Source organism: Nocardiopsis camelliae (genome assembly GCF_028993595.1).
In the GTDB taxonomy this organism is placed as follows: domain Bacteria; phylum Actinomycetota; class Actinomycetes; order Streptosporangiales; family Streptosporangiaceae; genus Nocardiopsis; species Nocardiopsis dassonvillei.
Genome location: NZ_CP118614.1, coordinates 1 through 23,501 on the forward strand (window position 1 = coordinate 1; position 23,501 = coordinate 23,501).

A 23,501-nucleotide genomic window follows, 5' to 3' on the forward strand; every position below is an offset into this window, starting at 1 on the left:
TTGGCTGACGCGCAGGTCAACCTCGCAGTGGTCTGGTCCAGCGTCCTGGACGGGATCGACAACGACTCCCTCCCCGCGCACCAGCGCGCATGGCTGCCGCAGACCCGCCCGCTGGGCCTGATCGAGGACACCGCGCTCATCGCGGCGCCCAACGAGTTCACCAAGAAGGTGCTGGAGACACGCCTGTACCCGGCGATCAGCAAGGCGCTCTCCGCCCACCTGGGCCGGGAGATCCGGGTCGCGGTGACGGTCGACCCGACCGCGGTGCCGACCCCGCCGCCCACCCCGACGCCGCCCGCCGCCCCGGGGCCGCAGGGCCCGCGGAGCGTGGAGGGGCACACGGCGCCCGCCTTCTCCCCCGTCGTGCCGGGCACCGCCCCGGGCCCGGCCCGGCCGACGGCTCCCCAGGCGGCGCCCGCGGACGCCCAGCGGACCGCGCCCGCCTCCCGGGGACAGCACGCGCGCCCGACCGCCGAGCCGCCCGCCCCGTGGCCCTCGGCCCCGGTTCCGGAGCAGGCCGACCTGCTGGGCCCCACTCCCCCGGCCGACCCCCCGCCCGCCGACGAGGAGCCGCACACGGTCCGCGACGCGCCCGCGCCCTGGGTCCAGCAGACCTTCGCCTCGCCCCAGGAGACGCCCACCGCGCCCCCGCTGTGGGAACAGCCCTCGGCACTGGAGCGGCCGCAGGAGCCCGCGGGGTGGCAGCAGCAGGCCTGGACGGACCCGGAGTGGGACCGGCCCAACCGCTGGGAGACCCCGCGGGAGGAGGCACCCGCGCCGGGGCCTGAGGCGGAGGAGGCCGCGCCGCCCGCTCCGGAGGCCGCGGAGGCCCCCGTGGAGGACGAGGCCCCGAAGGCCCCCTCCTCTCCCCCGGGGCGCTCGCAGGAGGTCCCGCCGGGCGAGCACGCGCGCCTGAACCCCAAGTACACCTTCGACACCTTCGTCATCGGCTCCAGCAACCGCTTCGCGCACGCGGCGTCGGTGGCGGCCGCCGAGGCCCCGGCCAAGGCCTACAACCCGCTGTTCATCCACGGCGGCTCCGGGCTGGGAAAGACCCACCTGCTGCACGCCATCGGGCACTACACGCACCGCCTCTACGAGGGTTCGCGGGTGCGGTACGTCAGCTCGGAGGAGTTCACCAACGAGTTCATCAACTCGATCCGGGACGGCAAGGCGGACGGGTTCCGCCGCCGGTACCGCGACATCGACGTGCTCCTGGTGGACGACATCCAGTTCCTGGAGAACAAGGAGCAGACGCAGGAGGAGTTCTTCCACACCTTCAACACGCTGCACAACTCCGACAAGCAGATCGTGATCTCCAGCGACCGGCCGCCCAAGCAGCTGACCACGCTGGAGGACCGGATGCGCAGCCGGTTCGAGTGGGGCCTGCTCACCGACGTCCAGCCGCCCGAGCTGGAGACCCGGATCGCCATCCTGCGCAAGAAGGCCGCGCAGGAGGGCCTGGCGGCCCCGCCCGAGGTGCTGGAGTTCATCGCGAGCAAGATCTCCACCAACATCCGGGAGCTGGAGGGCGCGCTGATCCGCGTGACCGCCTTCGCCAGCCTGAACCGGCAGTCGGTGGACCTGGACCTGACCAGCCAGGTGCTGCGGGACCTGGTGCCCAGCACCGAGGTCCCCGAGGTCACGGCGGGGGCGATCATGTCCCAGACGGCCGCCTACTTCGGCCTGACGGTCGAGGACCTGTGCGGGACCTCGCGCTCCCGGGTGCTGGTGACCGCCCGGCAGATCGCCATGTACCTGTGCAGGGAGCTGACCGAGCTGTCCCTGCCCAAGATCGGGCAGCAGTTCGGACGCGACCACACCACGGTCATGCACGCCGAGCGCAAGGTCCGCGGACTGATGGCCGAGCGCCGGTCCATCTACAACCAGGTGCACGAGCTCACCAGCCGGATCAAGGACCAGCCCTCGCTGACCTGATCCGCGTACTGCGCACGAACGCCGTGGGGCGGTCTCCTGGACGGGGGCCGCCCCACGGCGTTCGTGCCGCGGCCCGCGGCGGCGTGTCGGCCTGTGGACACGTCCACCTGTCGACACGTCCACAAGGCGGCACAGCCACAAGACGGCACGGCCCCGAGGCGACACACGTTATCCACAGGGCTCCACCACGCCCGCGGACAAGTTATCCACAGGCTTGTGCGCACTAACGCCCCCCTCTGGAGGGGTTCGCCGCCTCTGCCGACGTCCGGACCGGTTCGTGCACGGCACGCCCTGTTCTCCCTGTTCTCCAGGCCTTCCGGGGGCGCTGTTGCCCTTCCCACACCTGGTCGGAGGCCTTTGCGCCGGTGTTTGGCGCGCGGAACGGGAGACGCCCCTGTGGACAAACCTGTGCACAGACCCTTTGTCAGGGTTCGGGGGATCTGTGGAGGGGCTCGGAAAAAAATTTTGGCGCTCTCTCGCCCAAGTTATCCACAGGAAGGGGGTCAAATCTGTGGACAACCCTGTGGACAACCTGTGGAAAAGCGCGTCGAGCCTGTGGGTAACCACCCCTGTCCCTGTGGACGACGCTGTGGGTCACCCGGTGCCCGAACCACCGATCCCTGTGGAGAACCTGGGGAAAACCTGTGGACGACGCTGTGGACGGAGTGTGGAAAACCTGGGGACGGCCTCGTTCGTCCACAGGCGGGCCAAGTTACGCACAGGGTTACCCACAGGCCCTGTGGACAAAAATTCGCATGTTGACCTGCGAAAACAAGGGTTATCCACACTATCCACAGGCCCTACTACTACTGCGCACCTTCATTAACCAAGATGTGGCTTCGAAACCGCTCCGCGGAAAATCTGTGGACAACTCTCCGAGACTGGCGCGACGACAGCCCGGTGCTGAGCTGTCAGCGGCAGCGGGTGAATCCGGGTAACGTGTGGTCTCGCCCCTGTCCTCCGCCGCCCGGATCCGAGCGGTGACCCCATACGGGATCCGAGGCAGCTCCCGGCGCCACCGGCGGTGCCCGCGCACCGGCGCGGCCTCCACAGCCCTGTGGACGGAGCCCTCGGCAGACCCGCAGATCCACGAGCTGCAACGTTGAGGCTTCGACCGGCACGCCGGTCGTGCGGAAAGTGAGTCGGAAAGTGAAGTTCCGGGTCGAACGCGACGTACTGGCCGAGGCGGTCGCCTGGACCGCGCGCACACTGCCGACGCGCCCCTCGGTGCCGGTGCTCGTCGGCATCCTGCTGGAGGCCGGTGAGTTCGAGGGCCGCCAGCAGCTGCGCCTGTCCGGCTTCGACTACGAGGTCTCCACCCAGGCCGCGGTGGACGTCGATGTCGAGGAGCCGGGCACGGTCCTGGTCACCGGCAAGCTCCTGGCCGAGATCACCCGCAACCTTCCCGCGCAGCCCGTGGAGATCTCCACCGACGGCGCCAAGGTCGTCGTCACCGGCGGCAGCGCGAAGTTCACCCTGACCACCATGCCGGTGGAGGACTACCCCACGCTCCCGGAGATGCCCGGTGTGAGCGGGACCGTCGGCAGCGACGCCTTCGCCGCCGCGGTCAGCCAGGTGGCCGTGGCCGCCGGGCGCGACGACACCCTGCCGATGCTCACCGGCGTGCGCGTCGAGATCGAGGGCGAGACCATCACGCTCGCCTCCACCGACCGCTACCGCCTGGCCGTGCGCGAGCTCACCTGGAAGCCGGAGAACCCCGACCTGTCCGCGGTCGCGCTGGTCCCGGCCAAGACCCTCCACGACACCGCCAAGTCGCTCACCTCGGGCGCCGAGGTCTCGATCGCCCTCTCGGACGGCGGTTCCGGAGAGGGCATGATCGGCTTCGAGGGCGGCGGCCGGCGCACCACGACCCGCCTGCTCGACGGCGAGTTCCCCAAGTACCGGGCGCTGCTGCCGGACACCTTCAACTCGGTGGCCGAGGTCAGCCGCTCCGAGTTCGTCGAGGCGGTCAAGCGCGTCTCGCTGGTCGCCGAGCGCAACACCCCGCTGCGGCTGTCCTTCAGCCAGGGCCAACTGGTCCTGGAGGCGGGCACCGGCGAGGAGGCGCAGGCGGTCGAGGTCCTGGAGGCCGACCTGGACGGCGACGACATCCAGATCGCCTTCAACTCCGGGTTCCTCCTGGACGGGCTCGGCGCCATCGGCACCGACGTCGCCCGCCTGCACTTCACCACCTCGACCAAGCCGTCGATCCTGACCGGCAAGCCCGCGGAGGAGGGTTCCTCCCCCGAGTACCGCTACCTGATCATGCCGGTGCGTCAGCCGGGCTGATCCGCGGCCGGTCCGATTGACTGGCACCTGCCGGATCCGGTCCGCGACCCGGGCCGGCCGGCGTCCATCCACAGGCGGCGAAGGGGAGCAGAGCAACCATGCAGCTCGGAATGATCGGTCTCGGCAAGATGGGCGGCAACATGGCCGCCCGGCTGCGGGAGAAGGGCCACGAGGTCGTCGGGTACGACGTCGCCTCGCCGGAGCGCGACGTCGACACCCTGGCCGGACTGGTCGAACGGCTGGCCGCCCCCCGGGTGGTCTGGGTGATGGTCCCCGCCGGCGACCCCACGGCCGCGACCATCGCCGAACTGGGCGAGCTCCTGGACGAGGGCGACCTCGTCATCGAGGGGGGCAACTCCCACTACGCGGACGACCGCGTCCGCGCCAAGGCGCTGGAGGAGAAGGGCGTCGGCTACCTCGACGTCGGTGTCAGCGGCGGTGTCTGGGGCCGTCAGAACGGCTACGGCATCATGGTCGGCGGCCCGGCCGAGGACGTCGAGAAGGCCCGTCCGGTCTTCGCCTCCCTCGTGCCCGACGAGGGCGTGGGCTTCGTCCACGCCGGAGCGGTCGGCGCCGGGCACTTCGTCAAGATGGTCCACAACGGCATCGAGTACGGCATGATGCAGGCCTTCGGCGAGGGCTACGAGCTCATGGTCGCCTCCGGCCTCGTGGACGACGTCCCCGGCACGTTCGAGAGCTGGCGCGAGGGCACCGTGGTGCGCTCCTGGCTGCTGGACCTGCTCTCGCGGGCCCTGGAGGAGGACCCCGAGCTGTCGCGCCTGCGCGGCTACGCCGAGGACTCCGGCGAGGGCCGCTGGACCGTCCAGGCCGCCGTGGACCTCGCGGTCCCGGCCCCGGCGATCACCTCCTCCCTCTACGCGCGGTTCGCCTCCCGCCAGGACGACAGCCCGGCCATGAAGGTCGTGGCGGCCCTGCGCAACCAGTTCGGCGGGCACGCCGTGCACCGCGCCGAGACCTCCGACGACATCGACGTCTGAGGCTCCCTCCCCGCACCGACCCCGACCCGGGGACGCAGCCCACAGGGCCGTCCCCGGGAGCGACCCCTTCCCCCGACCGCCGCCGCCCCAGGAGGAAGGCCGGATGTACGTATCCCACCTGCAACTGGCCGACTTCCGGTCCTACCGCGAGGCCCTCGTGGAGATGGGCCCCGGCGTGAGCGTGTTCGTCGGCGCCAACGGCCAGGGCAAGACCAACCTGGTCGAGGCGGTCGGCTACGTGGCCACCCTCGGCAGCCACCGGGTCTCCTCCGACACCCCGCTGGTCCGCCAGGGCGCCCCCCGCGCGATCGTCCGGGCCAAGGTGGTGCGCGACGAGCGGTCCATGGTCGTGGACCTGGAGCTCAACCCCGGCAGGGCCAACCGGGCCCGGATCAACCAGGCGCCCGCGGGTCGCCCGCGCGAGGTCCTCGGAATCCTGCGCACCGTGCTCTTCGCCCCGGAGGACCTGGCCCTGGTCAAGGGCGACCCCGGCGAGCGGCGCCGGTTCCTGGACGACCTGCTGGTGGCGCGCGCGCCCCGGATGGCGGGCGTGCGCTCGGACTACGACCGGGTGCTCAAGCAGCGCAACGCCCTGCTCAAGTCGGCCTCCGGCCGGATGTTCCGCCAGCGTTCGGCGCCCGACCTGAGCACGCTGGAGGTGTGGGACTCCCACCTGGCGGAGACGGGCGCGGAGCTGCTGGCGGCGCGGCTGGACCTGGTGGAGGAGCTGCGGCCGAGGATCGCCGAGGCCTACTCCGGGCTGACCGACTCCGGGGGCCCGGCCGTCCCCGACTACCGCTGCGGCGCGGTCCCCGAGGGCGCTGAGCCGCCCACCGGCCGTCCACAGCTTGTGGAAACCCTGCGCGCCGCCATGGCCGAGGCCCGCGACCGCGAGCTCCAGCGCGGCGTCAGCCTGGTGGGTCCGCACCGCGACGACCTGGTCCTGCGGCTGGGCGGGATGCCCGCCAAGGGCTACGCCAGCCAGGGCGAGTCCTGGTCGTACGCGCTCTCGCTCAAACTGGCCGCCTTCGACCTGCTGCGCTCCGACGGCGACGACCCGGTGCTGATCCTGGACGACGTGTTCGCGGAGTTGGACAGCGAGCGCCGCCGCAGGCTGGCCGAGCGCGTCGGCGACGCCGAACAGGTCCTGGTGACCGCGGCCGTGCCCGAGGACATCCCCAAGGAGTTGGACGGGGCGCGGTTCGGCGTGCGCGAGGGGGTCGTCACGGGTGAGTGAGCGTTATCCACACCCTGTGGACCGTGGCTCGGCCTCCGGCGCGGCCGACCACGGCGGCGGAGGACTCCGTCCACAGCCTGTGGACGGAGCGCGGCGCCCGCCGGAGACGGGGCCGTCGACTCCCCCGGCCCCGTCCGGGGCCGACCTGGCCCGCCAGGCCCTCGCCCGCGCCCGGGCCGAGGCCAAGGACCGCGGCGCGGTGCCCCGGGGGCTCCAGCGCTCGCGTCGGCGTGGCCGGTTGCGGTCACGCAACGAGCCCCAGATGTTTGGTGAGGCCGTGCGCACGTGGCTGATCGAGCACGGCTGGCAGGAGCAGGTGGCCATCGGCGGCGTGTTCGGCCGCTGGGCGGACATCGTGGGCGATTTCAACGCAGAACACCTCCGTCCGGAGAGCTATTCGGACGGGGAACTGGTCGTGGTGGCCGATTCGCCCACCATGGCGGCCCACGCGCGAGCGATGGTGCGCGATCTCATGCGCCGCCTCAACGAGGAGCTGGGCGACGGTACGGTCGTCGCCATCAAGGTCCGCGGCCCCGGTTTCCGGCGCCGCTGAGGCGCGCCCGCCCTGGCCGCAAGGGCGGGATGCCCGTTTCCTCCACTTTCGCGGCCTGTGGATATCCCCAGGTGAACGCCGTTCCCGCGGGTGTCCGCCGGCGCCGGGGAGGGCCCCGGGCCGCGTCGGGGCCGCCGGTCGCCGCAGGCGCCACTCAACCGCACCGGGACTTGCGCGCAGCCCCTCCCGCGTGTAGGGAGTCGTCTCCCTCCCTGAACGTTCGTTGTGAGGCGGCACAGGGCCGCCAATGCCACTTTGTCGCACCGTGCGGGGTATCATGGAGACGGTTCTTCAGACGCCTGTAGCCGGTCCCACGCCCCCAGAAGAGGGTGGGCGGACGGCCCCTGTGGCGAACGGTGATCCCCCAGGTGTCGCGGCACGCAGACCCTCCCGATCACCGTGTCACGGGGTGACCGTCGCCGCTCGGCCGCGGTCGGCAGGCGTCCCCAGCAGGAGGGTGTTCCCACTTGGCCTACGACGCAGGTTCAATCACGGTTCTGGAGGGGCTTGAGGCGGTCCGCAAGCGCCCCGGAATGTACATCGGTTCCACAGGGGAGCGGGGCCTGCACCACCTGGTCTACGAGGTGGTCGACAACTCCGTCGACGAGGCGCTGGCGGGCCACGCCGACGCCATTGAGGTGACCCTGCTGGCCGACGGCGGCGTGTGCGTGGCCGACAACGGCCGCGGCATCCCCACCGACCTCCACCCGGTGGAGAAGCGCCCCGCCGTCGAGGTCGTCCTCACCACGCTGCACGCGGGCGGCAAGTTCGACGGCAAGTCCTACGCGGTCTCCGGCGGTCTGCACGGCGTCGGCGTCTCCGTCGTCAACGCGCTGTCCACCGCACTGGAGGTGGAGATCCGCCTCCACGGGCACGTGTGGCGCCAGCGCTACGAGATGACCGCGCCCACCGGCGAACTCGTCAAGGGCGAGAGCACCGACGAGACCGGCACCCAGATCACCTTCTGGCCGGACGGCGGCATCTTCGAGACCACCACGTTCTCCTTCGAGACGCTCGCCCGCCGCATGCAGGAGATGGCCTTCCTCAACAAGGGGCTGTCCATCACCATCCGCGACGAGCGGCCCGAGCACACCGACGGCGGACCGACGGTCAACACCTTCCACTACGACGAGGGTCTGTCGGACTACGTCCGCCACATCAACGCCAAGAAGGAGCCGGCGCACGCGTCGATCATCTCCTTCGAGGAGGAGGGCGAGGGCATCTCGGTCGAGATCGCCATGCAGTGGAACCAGTCCTACACCTCCTCCGTGCACACCTTCGCCAACACCATCAACACGGCCGAGGGCGGCACGCACGAGGAGGGGTTCCGCTCCGCGCTGACCACCCTGGTCAACCGGTACGCCCGCGACCAGAAGCTGCTGCGCGAGAAGGACGACAACCTCACCGGCGACGACATCCGCGAGGGTCTGACCGCGATCATCTCGGTCAAGCTGGCCGACCCGCAGTTCGAGGGCCAGACCAAGACCAAGCTGGGCAACACCGAGGCCAAGTCCTTCGTCCAGAAGGTCACCAACGAGCACCTGCGCGACTGGTTCGAGCGCAACCCCGGCGAGGCCAAGGACATCGTGTCCAAGGCCAGCCAGGCCGCCCGCGCCCGCGTGGCCGCCCGTCAGGCCCGCGACCTGACCCGCCGCAAGACCCTGCTGGAGACCACCTCCCTCCCGGGCAAGCTGTCGGACTGCCAGTCCACCAACCCGGAGGAGTGCGAGGTCTACATCGTCGAGGGCGACTCGGCGGGCGGCTCCGCGAAGGGCGGCCGCAACCCGCACAACCAGGCCATCCTGCCCATCCGGGGCAAGATCCTGAACGTCGAGAAGTCGCGCATCGACCGCATCCTCAAGAACGCGGAGGTCCAGGCGATCATCACCGCCCTGGGCACCGGCATCCACGAGGAGTTCGACGCCGAGAAGCTGCGGTACCACAAGGTCATCCTGATGGCCGACGCCGACGTCGACGGCCAGCACATCCGCACGCTGCTGCTCACCCTGCTGTTCCGCTTCATGAAGCCGCTGGTCGAGGCCGGGAACGTCTACCTGGCCGCGCCGCCGCTGTACAAGATCAAGTGGGACCAGAAGGGCAGCGACGCCAGCTACGCCTTCTCCGACGCCGAGCGCGACCGGGTCATCGAGGCCGGGATCGCCCAGGGCAAGAGGGACCCGCGCCCGCGCGACATGGTGCAGCGCTTCAAGGGTCTGGGCGAGATGAACGCCAACGAGCTGTGGGACACCACGATGGACCCGGACCGCCGCGTCCTGCTCCAGGTCAGCCTGGAGGACGCGGCCCAGGCCGACGAACTGTTCAGCGTGCTCATGGGTGAGGACGTCGAGTCGCGGCGCGCCTTCATCCAGCGCAACGCCAAGGACGTCCGCTTCCTGGACATCTAGCGCTCCGCGGATGTCCGGGGCCTCCCGGGGAGGACCCGGGCCCCGCTCCCACCCGTGCTCAAGCAAGCTTCGTAGAAGGGACCGACATCCGTGACGGATGCGAACAACCCCGACGCCCCTGAGGGCGGGGACTCCAGCGTGGAGGCCCCGCCGCGCGTGACCGACCGGATCGAGCCCGTCGACATCCAGGTCGAGATGCAGCGCAGCTACCTCGACTACGCGATGTCGGTCATCGTCGGCCGCGCCCTGCCCGACGTGCGCGACGGCCTCAAGCCGGTCCACCAGCGCGTGCTCTACGCGATGTACGACGGCGGCTACCGCCCCGACCGCGGCTACTTCAAGTGCGCCCGCGTCGTCGGCGACGTCATGGGCAACTACCACCCGCACGGTGACAGCGCCATCTACGACACCCTGGTGCGCCTGGCCCAGTGGTGGTCCATGCGGATGCCGCTGGTCGACCCCAACGGCAACTTCGGTTCGGCGGGCAACGACCCGGCCGCTGCCATGCGCTACACCGAGTGCAAGCTCGCGCCGCTGGCCATGGAGATGCTCCGGGACATCGACAAGGACACCGTCGACTTCCGGCCCAACTACGACGGCCGCTCCGCCGAGCCCGTCGTGCTGCCCGCCCGCTTCCCGAACCTGCTGGTCAACGGTTCCTCGGGCATCGCGGTCGGCATGGCCACCAACATCCCGCCGCACAACCTGCGCGAGGTCGCCGACGGCGTCAACTGGTACCTCGACAACCCCGAGGCGCAGGACGAGGAGCTGCTCGACGCGCTCATCGCCCGCGTCAAGGGCCCCGACTTCCCCACCCGCGGCCTTATCGTCGGCAAGCGCGGCATCGAGGAGGCGTACCGGACCGGGCGCGGCTCCATCACCATGCGCGCCGTGGTCGAGGTGGAGGAGGACAAGCGGGGCCGCCAGACCCTGGTCGTCACCGAGCTGCCCTACCAGGTCAACCCGGACAACCTCGCGCTCAAGATCGCCGACCTGGTCAAGGACGGCAAGATCACCGGCATCGCCGACGTGCGGGACGAGAGCAGCGGCCGCACCGGGCAGCGCCTGGTCATCGTGCTCAAGCGCGACGCCGTCGCCAAGGTCGTGCTGAACAACCTCTACAAGCACACCCAGCTCCAGGAGACCTTCGGCGCGAACATGCTCGCGCTGGTCGACGGGGTGCCGCGCACCCTGCGCCTGGACCAGATGATCCGGCACTGGGTCAAGCACCAGGTCGAGGTCATCGTCCGCCGGACCCGGTACCTGCTGCGCAAGGCCGAGGAGCGGGCGCACATCCTGCGCGCGCTGCTGCGGGCCATGGACCGCATCGACGAGGTCATCAACCTCATCCGGGCCAGCGCCTCCGCGGACCAGGCCCGCACCGGCCTGATGGACCTGCTGGAGATCGACGACATCCAGGCCCGTGCCATCCTCGACATGCAGCTGCGCAAGCTCGCCGCCCTGGAGCGCAACGCGCTGACGGCCGAGTACGACGAGCTCATGGCGCAGATCGCCGACTACAACGACATCCTCGAATCGGACACGCGCCAGCGGAGCATCATCCGCGAGGAGCTGGGCGAGATCGTGGAGAAGTACGGCGACGAGCGGCGCACGCACATCATCCCCTTCGAGGGCGACATGCGCATGGAGGACTTCATCGCGGAGGAGGACGTGGTCGTCACGATCTCCCGCGGCGGATACGCCAAGCGCACGCGCATCGACAACTACCGCGCCCAGAAGCGCGGCGGCAAGGGCGTGCGCGGGGCCCAGCTCAAGCAGGACGACATCGTCCAGCACTTCTTCGTCACCACCACCCACAACTGGATCCTGTGCTTCACCAACCAGGGCCGGGTGTACCGCACGAAGGCCTACGAGCTGCCCGAGGCCGCCCGCGACGCGCGCGGCCAGCACGTGGCGAACCTGCTCCCGTTCCAGCCGGGCGAGGAGATCGCGCAGATCATGGCGCTGCGCGACTACGAGGCCGCCCCGTACCTGGTGCTCGCCACCCGTGAGGGCCTGGTCAAGAAGTCCCGCCTGGAGGACTTCGACTCGGCGCGCGCGGCGGGCATCATCGCGATCAACCTGCGCGAGGACGACGAGCTGATCGCCGCCCGGCTGGTCTTCCCCGACGACGACCTGCTGCTGATCTCCAGCGACGCCCAGGCGATCCGGTTCCCGGCCTCCGACGAGTCGCTGCGCCCCATGGGCCGCGCCACCAGCGGCGTGATCGGCATGCGGTTCCTGGAGGACGACTACCTGCTGAGCATGGACGTCATCCGGCCCGGCGACGGCTCCACGGACGTCTTGGTCACCACCGAGAACGGCTACGCCAAGCGCACCCCGTCCGAGCAGTACCCGGTGCAGAACCGCGGCGGCAAGGGCGTGCTGACGGCCAAGGTGGTGGAGGCCCGCGGCAAGCTGGTCGGCGCCCTGATGGTCGACCCCGAGGTGGACGAGGTCTTCGCGATCACCTCCGTCGGCGGTGTCATCCGCACCGGCGCCGACGAGGTCAAGCGGTCCGGCCGCACGACCATGGGCGTCCGACTGATGAACCTGGACAAGGGCAACAAGATCGTCGCCGTGGCGCGCAACGCCGAGGCCGCCGAGGAGGAGGCCGTCGAGACGGCCGAGGACGCGGGGGAAGCGGCCGCCGACACGGCCGAGGACGTGAACGCGAACGTCGAAGGCAACCCGGAGGCCTAGACTTCGCGTTAGGCCCCATATGGGCCGCGGGGTTCGTTTTGCGCGGACCCCGCGGACACCCTGGTCGCGCCAATCACCCGTTCTCAAGGAAAGTCCAGCGGTAACGTTTCTATGTCTGACAACCAGCGGAACACCACCACGAACGAAACCGACCCGGACACGGCGGAGAGCGCCAAGGGCGGGGACGTGGAGACGACCGAGAAGGACACGGCAGAAGCGGGGGCCGCCGTGACCACCGAGGTCGACGACAAGGCCGATGCGGCGACGGGCGCCACCGAGGCCGACACGGCCGAGGAGCCCGGCGAGGAGTCGGGGAACAAGCCCGGCGACGAGGACGAGGGTTCCGCCGACAGGGCGGACACCGGGTCCGAGGCCGCCGCCGGACCGGCCGAACCCGTGGCGGAGGACCGCGTCGAAGCGGGGGGAACGCCAGTGTCCGAATCGAAGACCTCGGTGCCTGAGGGCCCGAACGCTGTGAAGGCCAGCCTGTCCAGCCGTAAGGCACACCTGTCGGTCTCCCGTGTGGAGCCGTGGTCGGTGATGAAGTTCAGCTTCGTCGTCTCCCTGGTGTGCTTCATCATCCTGTTCGTGGCGGTCGCGGTGATCTACGCGACGCTGTCGATGCTGGGTGTCTTCGACGAGCTGACCAACATGCTCACGGCGCTCCTGGAGGGCGACGGGACCGAGGACGAGCTCGGCCTCGACCCGGCCTCCTGGTTCTCGCCGGGCCGCGTCCTGGGGTACACCGGCGTGGTCGGCGCGCTGAACATCGTGCTGATCACCGCCCTGTCCACGGTGGGCACCATGCTGTACAACCTCGTCGCCGACCTGGTCGGCGGCATCGACGTGACGCTGTCCGAGGCCGAGTAGCACCGCCGTGAGGGTCCGGTCCCCGCTGGGGCCGGGCCCTCACGCGTCGGTTCCGAGCACTTCCGCGCCCGGGTAAAATGGGAGGTGGAAAGGGACGCGTACGCCGCGTCCCGCCTCGCGTCCGCCCCGGATCACCGGTTCGCCCCGGTCCCGCCGATGCGGTAGAGTTCCACACGCAGCAAGGGCGTATAGCTCAGTCGGTTAGAGCGCATCCCTGATAAGGATGAGGCCCCAGGTTCAAGTCCTGGTACGCCCACACGGTTTGTGCGGTTCAGAGCCTTGTTCTCCACCTCGGAGAGCAGGGCTCTTCCTCTTTTGACCGTCATCTGACCGTGGGACCCCACGGCATCCCCTGTCCGAGCCTGTGCTCCCCCGGCACTGAGCGGTACCGACAGGACGCCAAGTCGACAACAGACCGAATCGCTGTGTCGACTCGACTCCAGTCGGCGCTCCCCCGGTGGGAAGAGGAACGCCCAGAAGCTCCAGGAGCTCCGCGGTGACCGCCGCGAAGACGCCTACGGGACACGGGCTCCCTCACGCCCGCCTGGCACGGATGGCGATGAGCGCCGCCTCGACCCGGTTGCGCGCCTCCGTCGTCCGCAGGATCGAGGACACGTGCACCTTGACGGTCCCGGGGGCGAGATGCAGTGCGGCCGCGATCTCGGTGTTCGTCTCCCCCTGGCTGAGGCGAACCAGGATCTCCTGCTCACGGGGAGTGAGCCGTTCGAAGCGTTGGACGGAGTCCGCGTACTCGGAGTAGCTCTTCGAGACGACGGAGTCGAGCAGCCGCCGGGCGATGGAGGGCGAGAAGAACGCGCCGTGGCCGGCGACGGCGTGAACGGCGGTGAGCAGCTGGTGGGGGTCTCCGGACTTGAGGACGAAGCCGTCGGCGCCTAGACGGATGGCCTCCGCGATGTAGTCGTCCTCCCCGAACGTGGTGACGAACAGACAGGGAAGCCCGTTGCCGTTGACGCGGAGCCGCCTCAACGCCTCGAGGCCGGTCATTCCCGGCATCTGGATGTCCACGAGCGCGACGTCGGGGCGGTGCGCGTCGATCCCGCGAAGCGCCTCCGCGCCGTCGGAGGCCTGCGCGACGACCTCGATGGCGGGGTCGGAGCCGAGGATGCCCACGATGCCGGTTCTGACCAGAGGCTCGTCGTCGGCGACCAGGACTCGCACGGGCGTCGCGGACGGCTTCATCGTGACTCCCCTCGGATGTGGTCGACGCTGGAGACCACGTCGTGCGAGAAGCAGATCCGGTGGACGTCACCGGCGGCATCGTCGAAGGGGTTCGCCGTCACCGCGTAGTCGTGGCACCCACTCGGCCTGTTCTCGCCGCGACGGGCGGGCAGCTCGCGGTCGGGCAGGATCCGCACGGTCTCCGCGTGCGTGTCCCCGACGCTGATGCTCGAGAAATCGTCGGCTGGGAGCAGCGCACGGTGGTTCTGGGCCATGGACAGGGACTCGACCGCCGCGAGCCCGCAGACGACCACCGCCGCGGTCGCGGCCAGAACCAGCCGCTGTGTGCGCTTCGTGCTGCCCGCGGGACCCTCGTCGTCGGCCGTTTTGGCATGCTCGGCGTCGTCGTTGGCTGCGTCCCGTGGTGCCCTGTGAGCCCGGAGAACGGCGGTGAGGACGAATACGCCGTCCGACTTCCGTGTGTCGAGCTGCCCGCCCTCCGCCCGGATGTCGCGACCGAGAGCGGCCAGGCCGGTGCCCGACGTGTGAACGTCGGGCGGGTGTGTGCTGATGACGTTGCTGATCCGGACGCGCAGTTCCCTGCCCGTGTCCGTCGCGGAGATGGCGATCGCCTCTCCTGGAGCATGCCTGTTCGCGTTCGTGATCGCCTCCTGCAGGACTCTGGTGACCCGTTCGATGCCGAAGGCGTCCAGTCGGCAGGGCGTCGGCAGGTCCGGTGCGGTGATGCGCGCACCGGCCGCGCGTGCCCGGTCCATGAGCGCGTCGACGGACCTTGGGTCGGCTGGGGTGACGGGCGTGCCGGCCCTGAGCCCTGTCACTGAGTCGCCCAGCCGTTCGACGGCTCGGGAGAGGTCGCCGCGAGCGTGGGACAGCGAGGCGCGCGCCGTCCGCGGCAGTGTCGGGTCGACCTCGAGCCGTCCGAGGTTCAGCGCGACGAGGCTCAGCGCGTGGCCGAGGTCGTCGTGGAGCGACCGCGCGAGCGCGAGTCTTTCGGCGGTGGCCTGTTCCTTCAGCTCGGCGAGGCGCTGGCGTCGCCGCAGATCGCGGTCGCGGTCGGCCCTTCGGCCGAGGCTCACGTACTGACGCAAGGCGACGGTGACCAGCCACGGCACTCCCGCTCGCAGGAGAGCCGAGGGCATCTCCTCTGAGAGGTGGAACCAGTGCCCGTCGAGCCAGGCGGCGCGGGCCATGCTCAGCACGACGAGCACGGCCAGCCCTCCCAGCCCCGCGCGCGGACCGCTGGACCAGAGGCCGAGAGCGATCGCGGCGCCTCCCAAGAGAAGGAACATGTACGGGCCGGGCTCCGGCACAGCCGCGAGGACGCCGAATCCGATGGCCGCCAGGACTTCGGCGCCGCGGCGCGCGGACGGGCGATCCATGACCTTCATGCATCCCATTCTTCCCGGGTACGGCGGTCGACGCCTCCTCCCGGCGGGTGCTCGCAGCACACTGCGGCTATGACCGTGGGCATAGGGAACTGACCCCACACGGCAGATTCGGACTCGGGGGGCGTCTTCCTAGCGTCGGTTCCATGACCTACGGCTCACCGACACCCACACATCCCCCACACCGCGCGACGTTGCCACGGCCCGTGCCGTTGGCCGCGCCGCTGATCGTCACCGCGGTCCTCGCGCTGCTGGCCCTGACGGCCTACCCCGGACGCGAACGCGTCTTCACCGCTGTCGCCGGATCCGCCGAACGCTCGGAGCTGGCGCCGTTGGTGGGGACGGTCGCCGAACTCGGTCTCCTCGCCCTGGTGGCCACCGCCGGGGTGCTCGCCGCCTGGTGCTGGTTTCGGTCCCGTCGGCGGTTCTGGCCGCTGGCCTTCGCGGGACTCGGGGTGATCGCGGCCTACGTGCTCAGCGAAGGCGTCAAACTCCTCGTCGCGCAGCCGCGGCCGTGCGACGTCGTCGATATCGCCACCGTACTCACCTGCCCCGGTGCCGGCGACTGGTCGTGGCCGTCCAACCACTCGGTCCTGGCCGCCGCCTTCGCCGCCGCGTGCGTTCTCACCGTGCGCAGGATCGCCTGGCTCACGGTGCCCCTCGCGTTGGTGATCGCCACCTCACGCGTGGCGGCCGGCGTCCACTACGCCCACGACGTCCTATCCGGCCTCGCGTTCGGGCTCCTCGTGGTCACTGTCGTCGTCGCTGTGGTCCGGTCGGCGCTGGACACCCGTTTCGTTCGCGGGAGCGCCCCCGCACGGTCGCGACGAGTTGGTGCGCAGTCGGGAGGCGACGATGATTGAGGTCGATCGCCTGTCGAAGCGCTACGGCGCGGTGTCCGCCGTCGATGATCTGAGTTTCACGGTGCCGGACGGCGCCATCACGGGCTTCCTCGGACCGAACGGCGCCGGCAAGTCGACGACCATGCGGTGCGTGCTCGGACTGCACCGGCCCACGACAGGGGCCGTCCTGGTCGACGGGTTTCCGCTCACCTCCCGCTCCCGTCCTGCCGACGTGGTCGGAGCTGTCCTCGACGCGTCCTGGTTCCACCCCGGACGGACCGGTCTGGCGCACCTGAGGGTCGTCGCCGCCTCCGCAGGACTGCCCGGCCACCGCGCTGCCGAAGCGCTCGATACCGTCGGAATGACCCCGGCCGGCCATCGCGCGATCGGCGGTTACTCCCTCGGCATGAAACAGCGCCTGGGGCTCGCGACGGCCCTGCTGGGACGCCCGCGCAACATCATCCTCGACGAACCGATGAACGGTCTCGACCCGCAGGGGATGGAGTGGATGCGTACTTTCCTGTGCCAAACCGCAGCGAGCGGCCACGCCGTCCTCATCTCCTCCCACCTGCTCACGGAGATGGAGACCCTCGCGGACCGCCTCCTCATCCTCGGACGGGGCCGCCTCATCGGCCAATGGGAAGCCGCCGACCTCCTGAACGCCCGGAGCCGCGAGACCCTCGTCCGCACCGACGACGACGCGCGGCTGGAACAGCGGCTGCGGCGCATGCGTGTGCCGGTGACCGCGCTGCCCGGGGGCCTCGCCGTGACCTTCGATGACGCGGTCCCCGACGCACTCGCCCTCTCGCGCGCCTGCCGTGACCTCGGATTGCTCATCACCGCCCTCGAGGAAAAGCCGATCAGACTCGAGGAGACTTTCCTCGACCTCACGGGTGACTCGTCCGAGTACCGCGCGGACAGGCGGACGCCATGACACGCGCGCTGACAGCCGAGACGTACCGGCTGCTGTCCGTTCGCTCCACAGCGGTCTTCGCGGTACTGCTGATCGGCTCCTGCGTCGGCCCGATCATCCTCATGGGCGTCGTGTACGATCCCGCCTACCGTGGACCGATCGACGCCGGCGACCTGGGAAAGTGCGTGAGCGTCTTCCACGTCGTGGCCATCGTGTTCGCGGGCGCCCACACCGCTACCGAGGCCAGATCCGGTTCGATCGCGGTGTCCTTCCTGACGCAGAGAGCACGATGGACCTCGCTGGCCGCCCAGACGACCGTCGAGTCCGCCTTCCTCTTGTCCACGTACGTCATCGGCATGTGCCTCGCGCTCACAGCGGCGACGTTCTATCCCGACGGGCTGACCATGACGGCACGGGGCTGGGCCTACCTCGCGCTCTATCCGCTCATCGTTGTGCTGTGGGCGGCGACGGCCGCGTCACTGGCGGTGCTCACCCGCTCGGTGGCCGCGTCCGTCGCCGCGCCGATCACCTGGATGCTGCTGATCGAGCAACTGGTGTCCATGCTCCCCATGCTCGACGTGATCACGCCCTGGCTGCCGTTCACCGCGAGCCATACGCTGCTCGCCCACGCGCTCGGTGAAGCCTCCGCCGCCGCGTCGGCGTGGCCGTCGGCCGTGGCGGTCCTCGCACCGGTGCTCGCCCTGGCGACTGCGGCCCTCCTCGCCCATGTGCGGCGCGACGCCGCGTGACGAACGCTCGTCTCCGAAGCCATCGGCACGAGTGAGGCGGTGGACACCCGGCCGGGCAAGCCCGCGGATCCGACTCCGCCGATCGCCCTGTCGACAACAGCACGAAACGCCATGTCGACGTGTCGCCTTCCCGTCGTGTCTCCTTCCCGATCCGGCCTCTCCCCGCCCCGCCCCCGCCGTTTCCGGCGCGGGGGCGGGTTTTCGCTGGTCAGATGTGCGGTCGAGCCGTTCGACGAGGAAAAACAGAGTCACTTGTGACCCTTGACACTCGCTTCTCGACAGCCTTAACATCACCCTAGTTGTCTAGACATCTTCTGTTAATCCACCACTGCCTCACTCCGACGGAGGGCCTGTATGGCAACCCTGAAGGAAGCGCGTTACGAACTGGTCGAGATCCCCGAGCGCTTCGGCCCGGTCACCCTCGACGTCGACCAGCAGAAGGTCCTGGACTACGCCTACGCCCAGCGCGACTTCGGTGACTGGTACTTCCGCGACTCCCCGTTCGGCGGACCGGTCGGGCATCCCCTGGTGCTCGCCAACGACCTGCTGTTCCTCTTCTACCAGGGCTACGACGGCAACACCGCCCAGGGCCTGCACACCCACGAGACGCTGCGCTTCCACTCACCGGTCGCGGTGGGCGAGACGGTGACCGTCGACGGCGGATACACCGAGAAGTACGAGGCCCGGGGGCAGGGCTACGTCACCCTCGAGGCCACGGCGCGCGGCGCCGACGGCCGGGTGCTCGTCGAGCACGTGGGCAAGGAGATCATGCGCACCGTCGCCGGCGACATCGTCGGCAAGGGGCGCTCGGCGGAGTCCTCCCGCAAGCGCTCGGTGAAGGCGGTCGTCGACACGGGCGTTCCCGCGATCACCACCGCCGTCCACGGCGCCCCCGAGCGCGTCGGCATCCCCGCGCGCAGCATCGCCTTCACCCAGGACCAGATGTCGGTCTTCTCGTGGGCGGGCAAGGGCTACGCCAACGTGCACACCAGCCTGGACAAGGCCGCCGAGACGGGCTTGGACCGCACCATCGTCCAGGCCCAGCAGCAGACGGGACACATCATCGCCAACCTCGTCGACGTCTTCGGAGCGACCTGGTTCACCAGCGGGGAGCTGGACCTGCGCTTCGTCTCCCCCGCCTACGTCGGTGACGTGCTCACCACCACCGGCGCGGTCCTCGGCGAGCGGGACGGTCGCCTCGAACTCGAGGTGTGGGTCGAGAACGACCACGGCACGAAGACCGCCGTCGGATGGGCCTCGGCCGAGATCGGCGACGACCCGGCCCGCCCCGCCCGACTGATCTGACCGGCGCATCCCGGCACCCCCCGGACGTTCAGAGGAACCCACCATGAGCAACACCGACACATCAGCCCCGCACACACCGGAGGAACGGGCCAAGCTCGCCAGGAGAGCGGCCATCGCCAGCCTCGTCGGCACCGCCGTCGAGTGGTACGACTACTTCATCTTCGGCACGGCCTCGGCCCTGGTCTTCGGAACCCTCTTCTTCCCCAACCCGGACGACCCCATCATCGGCACCCTCTCGGCGTTCGCCGTGTTCGGTGTCGGATTCGTCGCCCGCCCGCTCGGCGCCGTCGTCTTCGGGCACTTCGGCGACAAGGTCGGCCGCAAGGTCGCGCTCATCACCACCCTGATGTTGATGGGGACGTCCACCTTCCTCATCGGCCTGCTGCCGACGGCCGAACAGATCGGCATGTGGGCGGCGGCGCTGCTGGTGCTCCTGCGGCTCGCCCAGGGCTTCGCTGTCGGCGGGGAGTGGGGCGGGGCCTCGCTGGTGGCCGTCGAGTACGCCCCGGACGACAAACGCGGTGCCTACGGGAGCTTCCCGCAGATCGGCAACGCCGTGGGCCTGGTGTTCTCCACCGCCATCTTCGCCATCGTCTCCCTGCTCCCCGAGGAACAGCTCTTCTCCTGGGGCTGGCGGGTTCCCTTCCTGCTCAGCGCCGTACTGATCGTCGTCGGCCTGTTCATCCGCTTCAAGCTCACCGAGACGCCCTCCTTCCAGGCCGCGCAGGCCCAGCTGGAGTCCGAGCAACAGGCCGCGCAGGCCAAGGAGAAGATGCCGCTGGCCGAGCTCTTCCGGAGCTTCAAGAAGCCGCTGCTGCTCGCGATGGGCATGCGCTTCGGCGAGGCGGTCTTCGGCTACATCGTGCTCACCATCGGTCTGACCTACGTCGAGAACTACACCGACATGCCGCGTACCCACGTGCTGATCGCCTCGTCGGTCGCCGCCGGAGTTGCCGTCTACACCTACTACTTCTTCGGTAAGTACAGCGACAGGATCGGCCGGCGCACGGTGTTCATGTTCGGCTCCGTGTTCGGTGCCGCTGTCGCCTTCCCCTTCTTCTGGGCCCTCGAGGCCGAGAACATCATCCTCATGTACGTGGTCTACGTACTCGCCTACGGCATCGGCGTCGGTGCGGTGTACGGAGTGGAGCCCGCCTTCTTCTCCGAACTGTTCGGCACCAAGGTCCGCTACACGGGGGTCTCCCTGGCCGCCCAGATCCCCTCCATCCTGGTCGGCTTCTGGCCCTTCCTGGCCACCGCGCTGTTCGCGGCCACCGACGGCGACCCCTGGCCCATCGCGGCGCTGACCGCGGTCTCGCTCGTCATCGGACTGGTCTGCGCCTACCTCGCACCCGAGACCAACCGGTCGGACATCAACGACATCCGAGAAGAGGCCCGATGAGTTCCGCGGACGTCTTCCGTGACATCACCGACCCGCGTGCGGCGGCCACCGGACAGGACCCCGAAGCGGGCCTGAAGGAGCCGCTCTTCGAGAACCTGGAGATCCCGGAGAAGCTGGGCCCGGTGACCGTGCGGGTCGACGACCACAAGATCAAACGGTTCGCCTTCACCCAGGACGACCACCACCCGTGGCACCTGGAGGCCAGCCCCTTCGACGGCAGGCGCGTCGGCCACGCGGCCCTGCTGGGCAACGACCTCGTCCAACTGTTCACCACGGTCTACGCGGCCAGCAGGGTGGTCGGTCTGCACACCGAGGAACAGCTCTGGTTCGACTCCCCGGCCTTCCTCGACGAGACCGTCACCCTCCGGGGGACCTACACGGAAGCCTACGAGCGCCGCGGGCAGGGCTACGTCGTCATGGAGGCCACCGCGACCGGCCAGGACGGGCGCAGCGTGCTGCGCCACCGCGGGGTCGAGATCCTGCGCACCAGGCCGGGTGACATCGCGGGCCGCAACTCCTCGGCCCCCGGGGCGGACTCCCGGCGCGTCACCGGCCGGGTTCCCGAGGACGCTCCCGTGTTCGATCCGCAGGCACCGAGGCCGGGACAGGTCCTGCCGACCCTGGCCAAGACCATCACCACGGAGCAGGCCGCCGTGTTCTCCCGCGTCGGGGAGTACGTGCGCAACATCCACAACGACCTCGCGCTCGCCCGGGAGGCGGGGATGCGGGTGCCGATCGTGCAGGGGCAGCAGCAGTTCGGCGTACTCGCCGAACTGCTGACCCGGGCCACCGGGGCGGTGTTCCTCACCGGCGGCTGGATGCGCGTCAAGTTCCTCAACACCGTGGACGTGCACGAGCCGATCGAGGCGAGCGGCGTCGTCACTGCGGTCGACGGGGACAAGGTCGAGTTCGAGATATGGGTGCGCCGTGCCGACGGCAGGCTCAGCACCGCGGGGTGGGCGAGCGCCCCCCTCCAGAAGTCCACCGGATGAGAACGGAAGAGAAGGCAATGACGGAGATGACCGGCGGCGCGCTCGTCGTCAAGATGCTCGAATCCCTCGGCGTCACCCACGTCTTCGGCGTGGTCGGCGGGCAGACGCTCGCCATCACCGACGCGATCATCGACACGGACTCCATCGAGTTCGTCCACACGCGCCACGAGAACGCGGCGGCGGTCATGGCCGACGCCTACGGGCGGCTCACCGGCCGCCCCGCCGTGGCGATCTCCACCACGGGCCCCGGCGCCACGAACCTGCTCACCGGGGTCGGCGGGGCGTTCCGCGACTCCAGCCCCGCGATCATCATCACCTGCAACAACAACGGCGAGAACATCCACAAGGACGACGCGCAGAACGCCGACCACATCGACATCTTCCGCAACTACGTCAAGTACGGACGGCTGGTCGCCCACCCCACGTCGATCAAGCAGGCCATGGAGGAGGCCTACATCAACGCCATGACCGGCAACCCGGGTCCGGTACACCTGGACTTCGCCCGCGACACCATCGAGCAGCCGGTGGAGAACCCGCCCGCGGTGCCCGCCGTGCACCCGGCCCGCTCATGGGTGGGCGAGCGCCCCGTCGCGTCGCCCGGCCAGATCGAGGCGGTCGCCGCCCGCGTGCTCGCGGCGGAGAAGCCGGTCATCTGGCTCGGCAACGGCGGGAACCGCGGGAAGGCCTCGGACGACGTCCTGGCCCTGGCCGAGGCGCTGAACATCCCGGTCATCACCACGTTCAACGGTATGGGCGCGGTCCCCACCACCCACCCGCTCGTCTTCGGCGCGCTGAGCCGTATGGGCACCAACCTGACCACCCGGGTGATCGGCGAGGCCGACCTCGTGCTGGCGCTGGGCAACAGCCTCAACGCCGTCTCCACCACGCGCTGGCGCCGTCGGCTCCCCGAGATCGTGCAGGTGGACATCGACCCGGCCATGATCGGCCGGTACTACGCGGAGGTGACCACCGGCGTCGTCGGTGACCTCGCCTCCTTCGCCCGCGACCTCACCGCGGCCACCGAGGCGCAGGCCGACCGGGCGCGCGACTCCCGGACCGGCTGGATCACGGAGCTGCAGAAGGCCGAGCAGCAGTGGTGGGAGCTCAGCGCGTCCACCGAGCCGGAGAACCCGGGTACCGTGTCCCCGGCCGTCGTCGTGCGCCAGCTGAGAGACGTCACGCCCGAGGACGCCGTGCTGATCCCGGACGCCGGGAACCCGGGGGTGTGGTCCTTCCTGTGGGAGATGCCGCTCCCCTACCGTTACATCAAGCCGGTCGGGTTCGGGAACATGGGCTTCGCCCTCCCCGGCGCGATCGCCTCGGTCGCCGGCGCACCGGAGCGGCCCGTGCTCGCCCTGATCGGTGACGGGTCCCTCGGTATGAGCCTCGGCGAACTGGAGACCCTCGCCCGCGTCGGCGGCCCGGTGGTCGTCGTGGTGCTCAACGACTCCAGCTACGGCAACATCCGGCAGGAACAGGTGCTGCACTTCGACGGCCGTACGGTCGGGGTGGACTTCCAGGACGTGGACTTCGCCCAGGTGGCCCGGGGCATGGGGCTGAAGGGGGTCCGGGTGACAGACCAGGAGTCCCTGGTGAACGCGGTCCGCGAGGGGTTCTCCTCCGGCGCGCCGCTCGTCGTCGACGTCGTACTGGACCGCGAGGCGAACGCCTGGACCTACGGGGCGTTCACCCCGTACGAGGGCTGAGGACGAGGAGGCTG

17 protein-coding genes and 1 tRNA gene are annotated in these 23,501 nt (G+C 70.0%); 16 read left to right on the plus strand and 2 right to left on the minus strand.

Annotated elements, in window-relative coordinates:
- The first annotated feature begins 27 nt into the window (after positions 1–27).
- From dnaA to PV789_RS00045, 9 genes are all read left to right on the plus strand, one after another.
- Positions 28–1,938 (plus strand): chromosomal replication initiator protein DnaA, encoded by a 1,911-nt coding sequence (gene dnaA / locus PV789_RS00005; protein ID WP_475469470.1) that lies wholly within the window; start codon positions 28–30, stop codon positions 1,936–1,938.
- A 1,149-nt stretch (positions 1,939–3,087) separates the two neighbouring features.
- Positions 3,088–4,227 (plus strand): DNA polymerase III subunit beta, encoded by a 1,140-nt coding sequence (gene dnaN / locus PV789_RS00010; protein ID WP_274975588.1) that lies wholly within the window; start codon positions 3,088–3,090, stop codon positions 4,225–4,227.
- Positions 4,228–4,325: 98 nt separating this feature from the next.
- Positions 4,326–5,225, plus strand: a complete 900-nt coding sequence (gene gnd / locus PV789_RS00015; protein ID WP_274975589.1) for a phosphogluconate dehydrogenase (NAD(+)-dependent, decarboxylating) — start codon at positions 4,326–4,328, stop codon at positions 5,223–5,225.
- A gap of 103 nt (positions 5,226–5,328) precedes the next feature.
- Positions 5,329–6,462, plus strand: coding sequence for a DNA replication/repair protein RecF (gene recF / locus PV789_RS00020; RefSeq protein WP_274975590.1), 1,134 nt, complete (start codon positions 5,329–5,331; stop codon positions 6,460–6,462).
- Positions 6,463–6,541: 79 nt separating this feature from the next.
- Complete coding sequence (locus PV789_RS00025; RefSeq protein ID WP_274978289.1) at positions 6,542–7,015, plus strand: DciA family protein; 474 nt, start codon at positions 6,542–6,544, stop codon at positions 7,013–7,015.
- A gap of 467 nt (positions 7,016–7,482) precedes the next feature.
- Positions 7,483–9,420 carry a DNA topoisomerase (ATP-hydrolyzing) subunit B gene (gyrB, locus tag PV789_RS00030; protein WP_130395903.1) on the plus strand — a complete coding sequence of 646 codons (1,938 nt, stop codon included), beginning with the start codon at positions 7,483–7,485 and terminating at the stop codon, positions 9,418–9,420.
- A gap of 90 nt (positions 9,421–9,510) precedes the next feature.
- Positions 9,511–12,123 (plus strand): DNA gyrase subunit A, encoded by a 2,613-nt coding sequence (gene gyrA, locus PV789_RS00035; RefSeq protein WP_274975591.1) that lies wholly within the window; start codon positions 9,511–9,513, stop codon positions 12,121–12,123.
- Between the two features lie 111 nt (positions 12,124–12,234).
- Entirely contained in the window at positions 12,235–12,993 is a 759-nt protein-coding gene (locus PV789_RS00040; protein ID WP_274975592.1) for a DUF3566 domain-containing protein, read from the plus strand.
- A 182-nt stretch (positions 12,994–13,175) separates the two neighbouring features.
- Positions 13,176–13,249: transfer RNA gene (locus PV789_RS00045), tRNA-Ile, on the plus strand.
- A gap of 278 nt (positions 13,250–13,527) precedes the next feature.
- Here the strand turns inward: PV789_RS00045 and PV789_RS00050 are convergent.
- Together PV789_RS00050 and PV789_RS00055 are read right to left on the minus strand one after the other, a co-directional pair.
- Complete coding sequence (locus PV789_RS00050) at positions 13,528–14,193, minus strand: response regulator (RefSeq protein WP_274975593.1); 666 nt, start codon at positions 14,191–14,193, stop codon at positions 13,528–13,530.
- A complete protein-coding gene (locus tag PV789_RS00055; protein WP_274975594.1) occupies positions 14,190–15,581 on the minus strand; it encodes a sensor histidine kinase in 1,392 nt (463 codons plus the stop codon). Before PV789_RS00055 ends, PV789_RS00050 begins: the two co-directional genes overlap by 4 nt.
- A 203-nt stretch (positions 15,582–15,784) precedes the next feature.
- On the opposite strand from PV789_RS00055, the gene PV789_RS00060 reads away from it, so the two are divergent.
- The 7 genes from PV789_RS00060 (at position 15,785) to PV789_RS00090 (ending at position 23,487) form a co-directional block, all read left to right on the plus strand.
- Positions 15,785–16,441 carry a phosphatase PAP2 family protein gene (locus PV789_RS00060; RefSeq protein WP_274975595.1) on the plus strand — a complete coding sequence of 219 codons (657 nt, stop codon included), beginning with the start codon at positions 15,785–15,787 and terminating at the stop codon, positions 16,439–16,441.
- A complete protein-coding gene (locus PV789_RS00065) occupies positions 16,434–17,354 on the plus strand; it encodes an ATP-binding cassette domain-containing protein (RefSeq protein WP_274975596.1) in 921 nt (306 codons plus the stop codon). The genes PV789_RS00060 and PV789_RS00065 overlap by 8 nt, the downstream gene beginning before the upstream one ends.
- Positions 17,351–18,082, plus strand: coding sequence for an ABC transporter permease (locus PV789_RS00070; RefSeq protein ID WP_274975597.1), 732 nt, complete (start codon positions 17,351–17,353; stop codon positions 18,080–18,082). Before PV789_RS00065 ends, PV789_RS00070 begins: the two co-directional genes overlap by 4 nt.
- Before the next feature lie 354 nt (positions 18,083–18,436).
- On the plus strand, positions 18,437–19,387 hold the full coding sequence (locus PV789_RS00075; RefSeq protein WP_274975598.1) for a MaoC/PaaZ C-terminal domain-containing protein: 951 nt from the start codon (positions 18,437–18,439) through the stop codon (positions 19,385–19,387).
- Between the two features lie 43 nt (positions 19,388–19,430).
- Positions 19,431–20,789 carry an MFS transporter gene (locus PV789_RS00080; protein WP_274975599.1) on the plus strand — a complete coding sequence of 453 codons (1,359 nt, stop codon included), beginning with the start codon at positions 19,431–19,433 and terminating at the stop codon, positions 20,787–20,789.
- Positions 20,786–21,781: a MaoC/PaaZ C-terminal domain-containing protein gene (locus PV789_RS00085; protein ID WP_274975600.1), complete on the plus strand. Its 996-nt coding sequence runs from the start codon at positions 20,786–20,788 to the stop codon at positions 21,779–21,781. Before PV789_RS00080 ends, PV789_RS00085 begins: the two co-directional genes overlap by 4 nt.
- 17 nt (positions 21,782–21,798) lie before the next feature.
- Positions 21,799–23,487 (plus strand): thiamine pyrophosphate-binding protein, encoded by a 1,689-nt coding sequence (locus tag PV789_RS00090; RefSeq protein WP_274975601.1) that lies wholly within the window; start codon positions 21,799–21,801, stop codon positions 23,485–23,487.
- Positions 23,488–23,501: the final 14 nt, after the last annotated feature.

Bases quoted from the DNA above. Each gene is read 5' to 3' on its own strand.
- gnd (WP_274975589.1), top strand. From the start codon at position 4,326: ATGCAGCTCGGAATGATCGGTCTCGGCAAGATGGGCGGCAACATGGCC.
- PV789_RS00055 (WP_274975594.1), bottom strand. From the start codon at position 15,581: ATGAAGGTCATGGATCGCCCGTCCGCGCGCCGCGGCGCCGAAGTCCTG.
- PV789_RS00065 (WP_274975596.1), top strand. From the start codon at position 16,434: ATGATTGAGGTCGATCGCCTGTCGAAGCGCTACGGCGCGGTGTCCGCC.
- PV789_RS00085 (WP_274975600.1), top strand. From the start codon at position 20,786: ATGAGTTCCGCGGACGTCTTCCGTGACATCACCGACCCGCGTGCGGCG.
- PV789_RS00075 (WP_274975598.1), top strand. From the start codon at position 18,437: ATGGCAACCCTGAAGGAAGCGCGTTACGAACTGGTCGAGATCCCCGAG.
- PV789_RS00040 (WP_274975592.1), top strand. From the start codon at position 12,235: ATGTCTGACAACCAGCGGAACACCACCACGAACGAAACCGACCCGGAC.
- PV789_RS00080 (WP_274975599.1), top strand. From the start codon at position 19,431: ATGAGCAACACCGACACATCAGCCCCGCACACACCGGAGGAACGGGCC.
- PV789_RS00050 (WP_274975593.1), bottom strand. From the start codon at position 14,193: ATGAAGCCGTCCGCGACGCCCGTGCGAGTCCTGGTCGCCGACGACGAG.
- recF (WP_274975590.1), top strand. From the start codon at position 5,329: ATGTACGTATCCCACCTGCAACTGGCCGACTTCCGGTCCTACCGCGAG.
- PV789_RS00070 (WP_274975597.1), top strand. From the start codon at position 17,351: ATGACACGCGCGCTGACAGCCGAGACGTACCGGCTGCTGTCCGTTCGC.
- PV789_RS00090 (WP_274975601.1), top strand. From the start codon at position 21,799: ATGACGGAGATGACCGGCGGCGCGCTCGTCGTCAAGATGCTCGAATCC.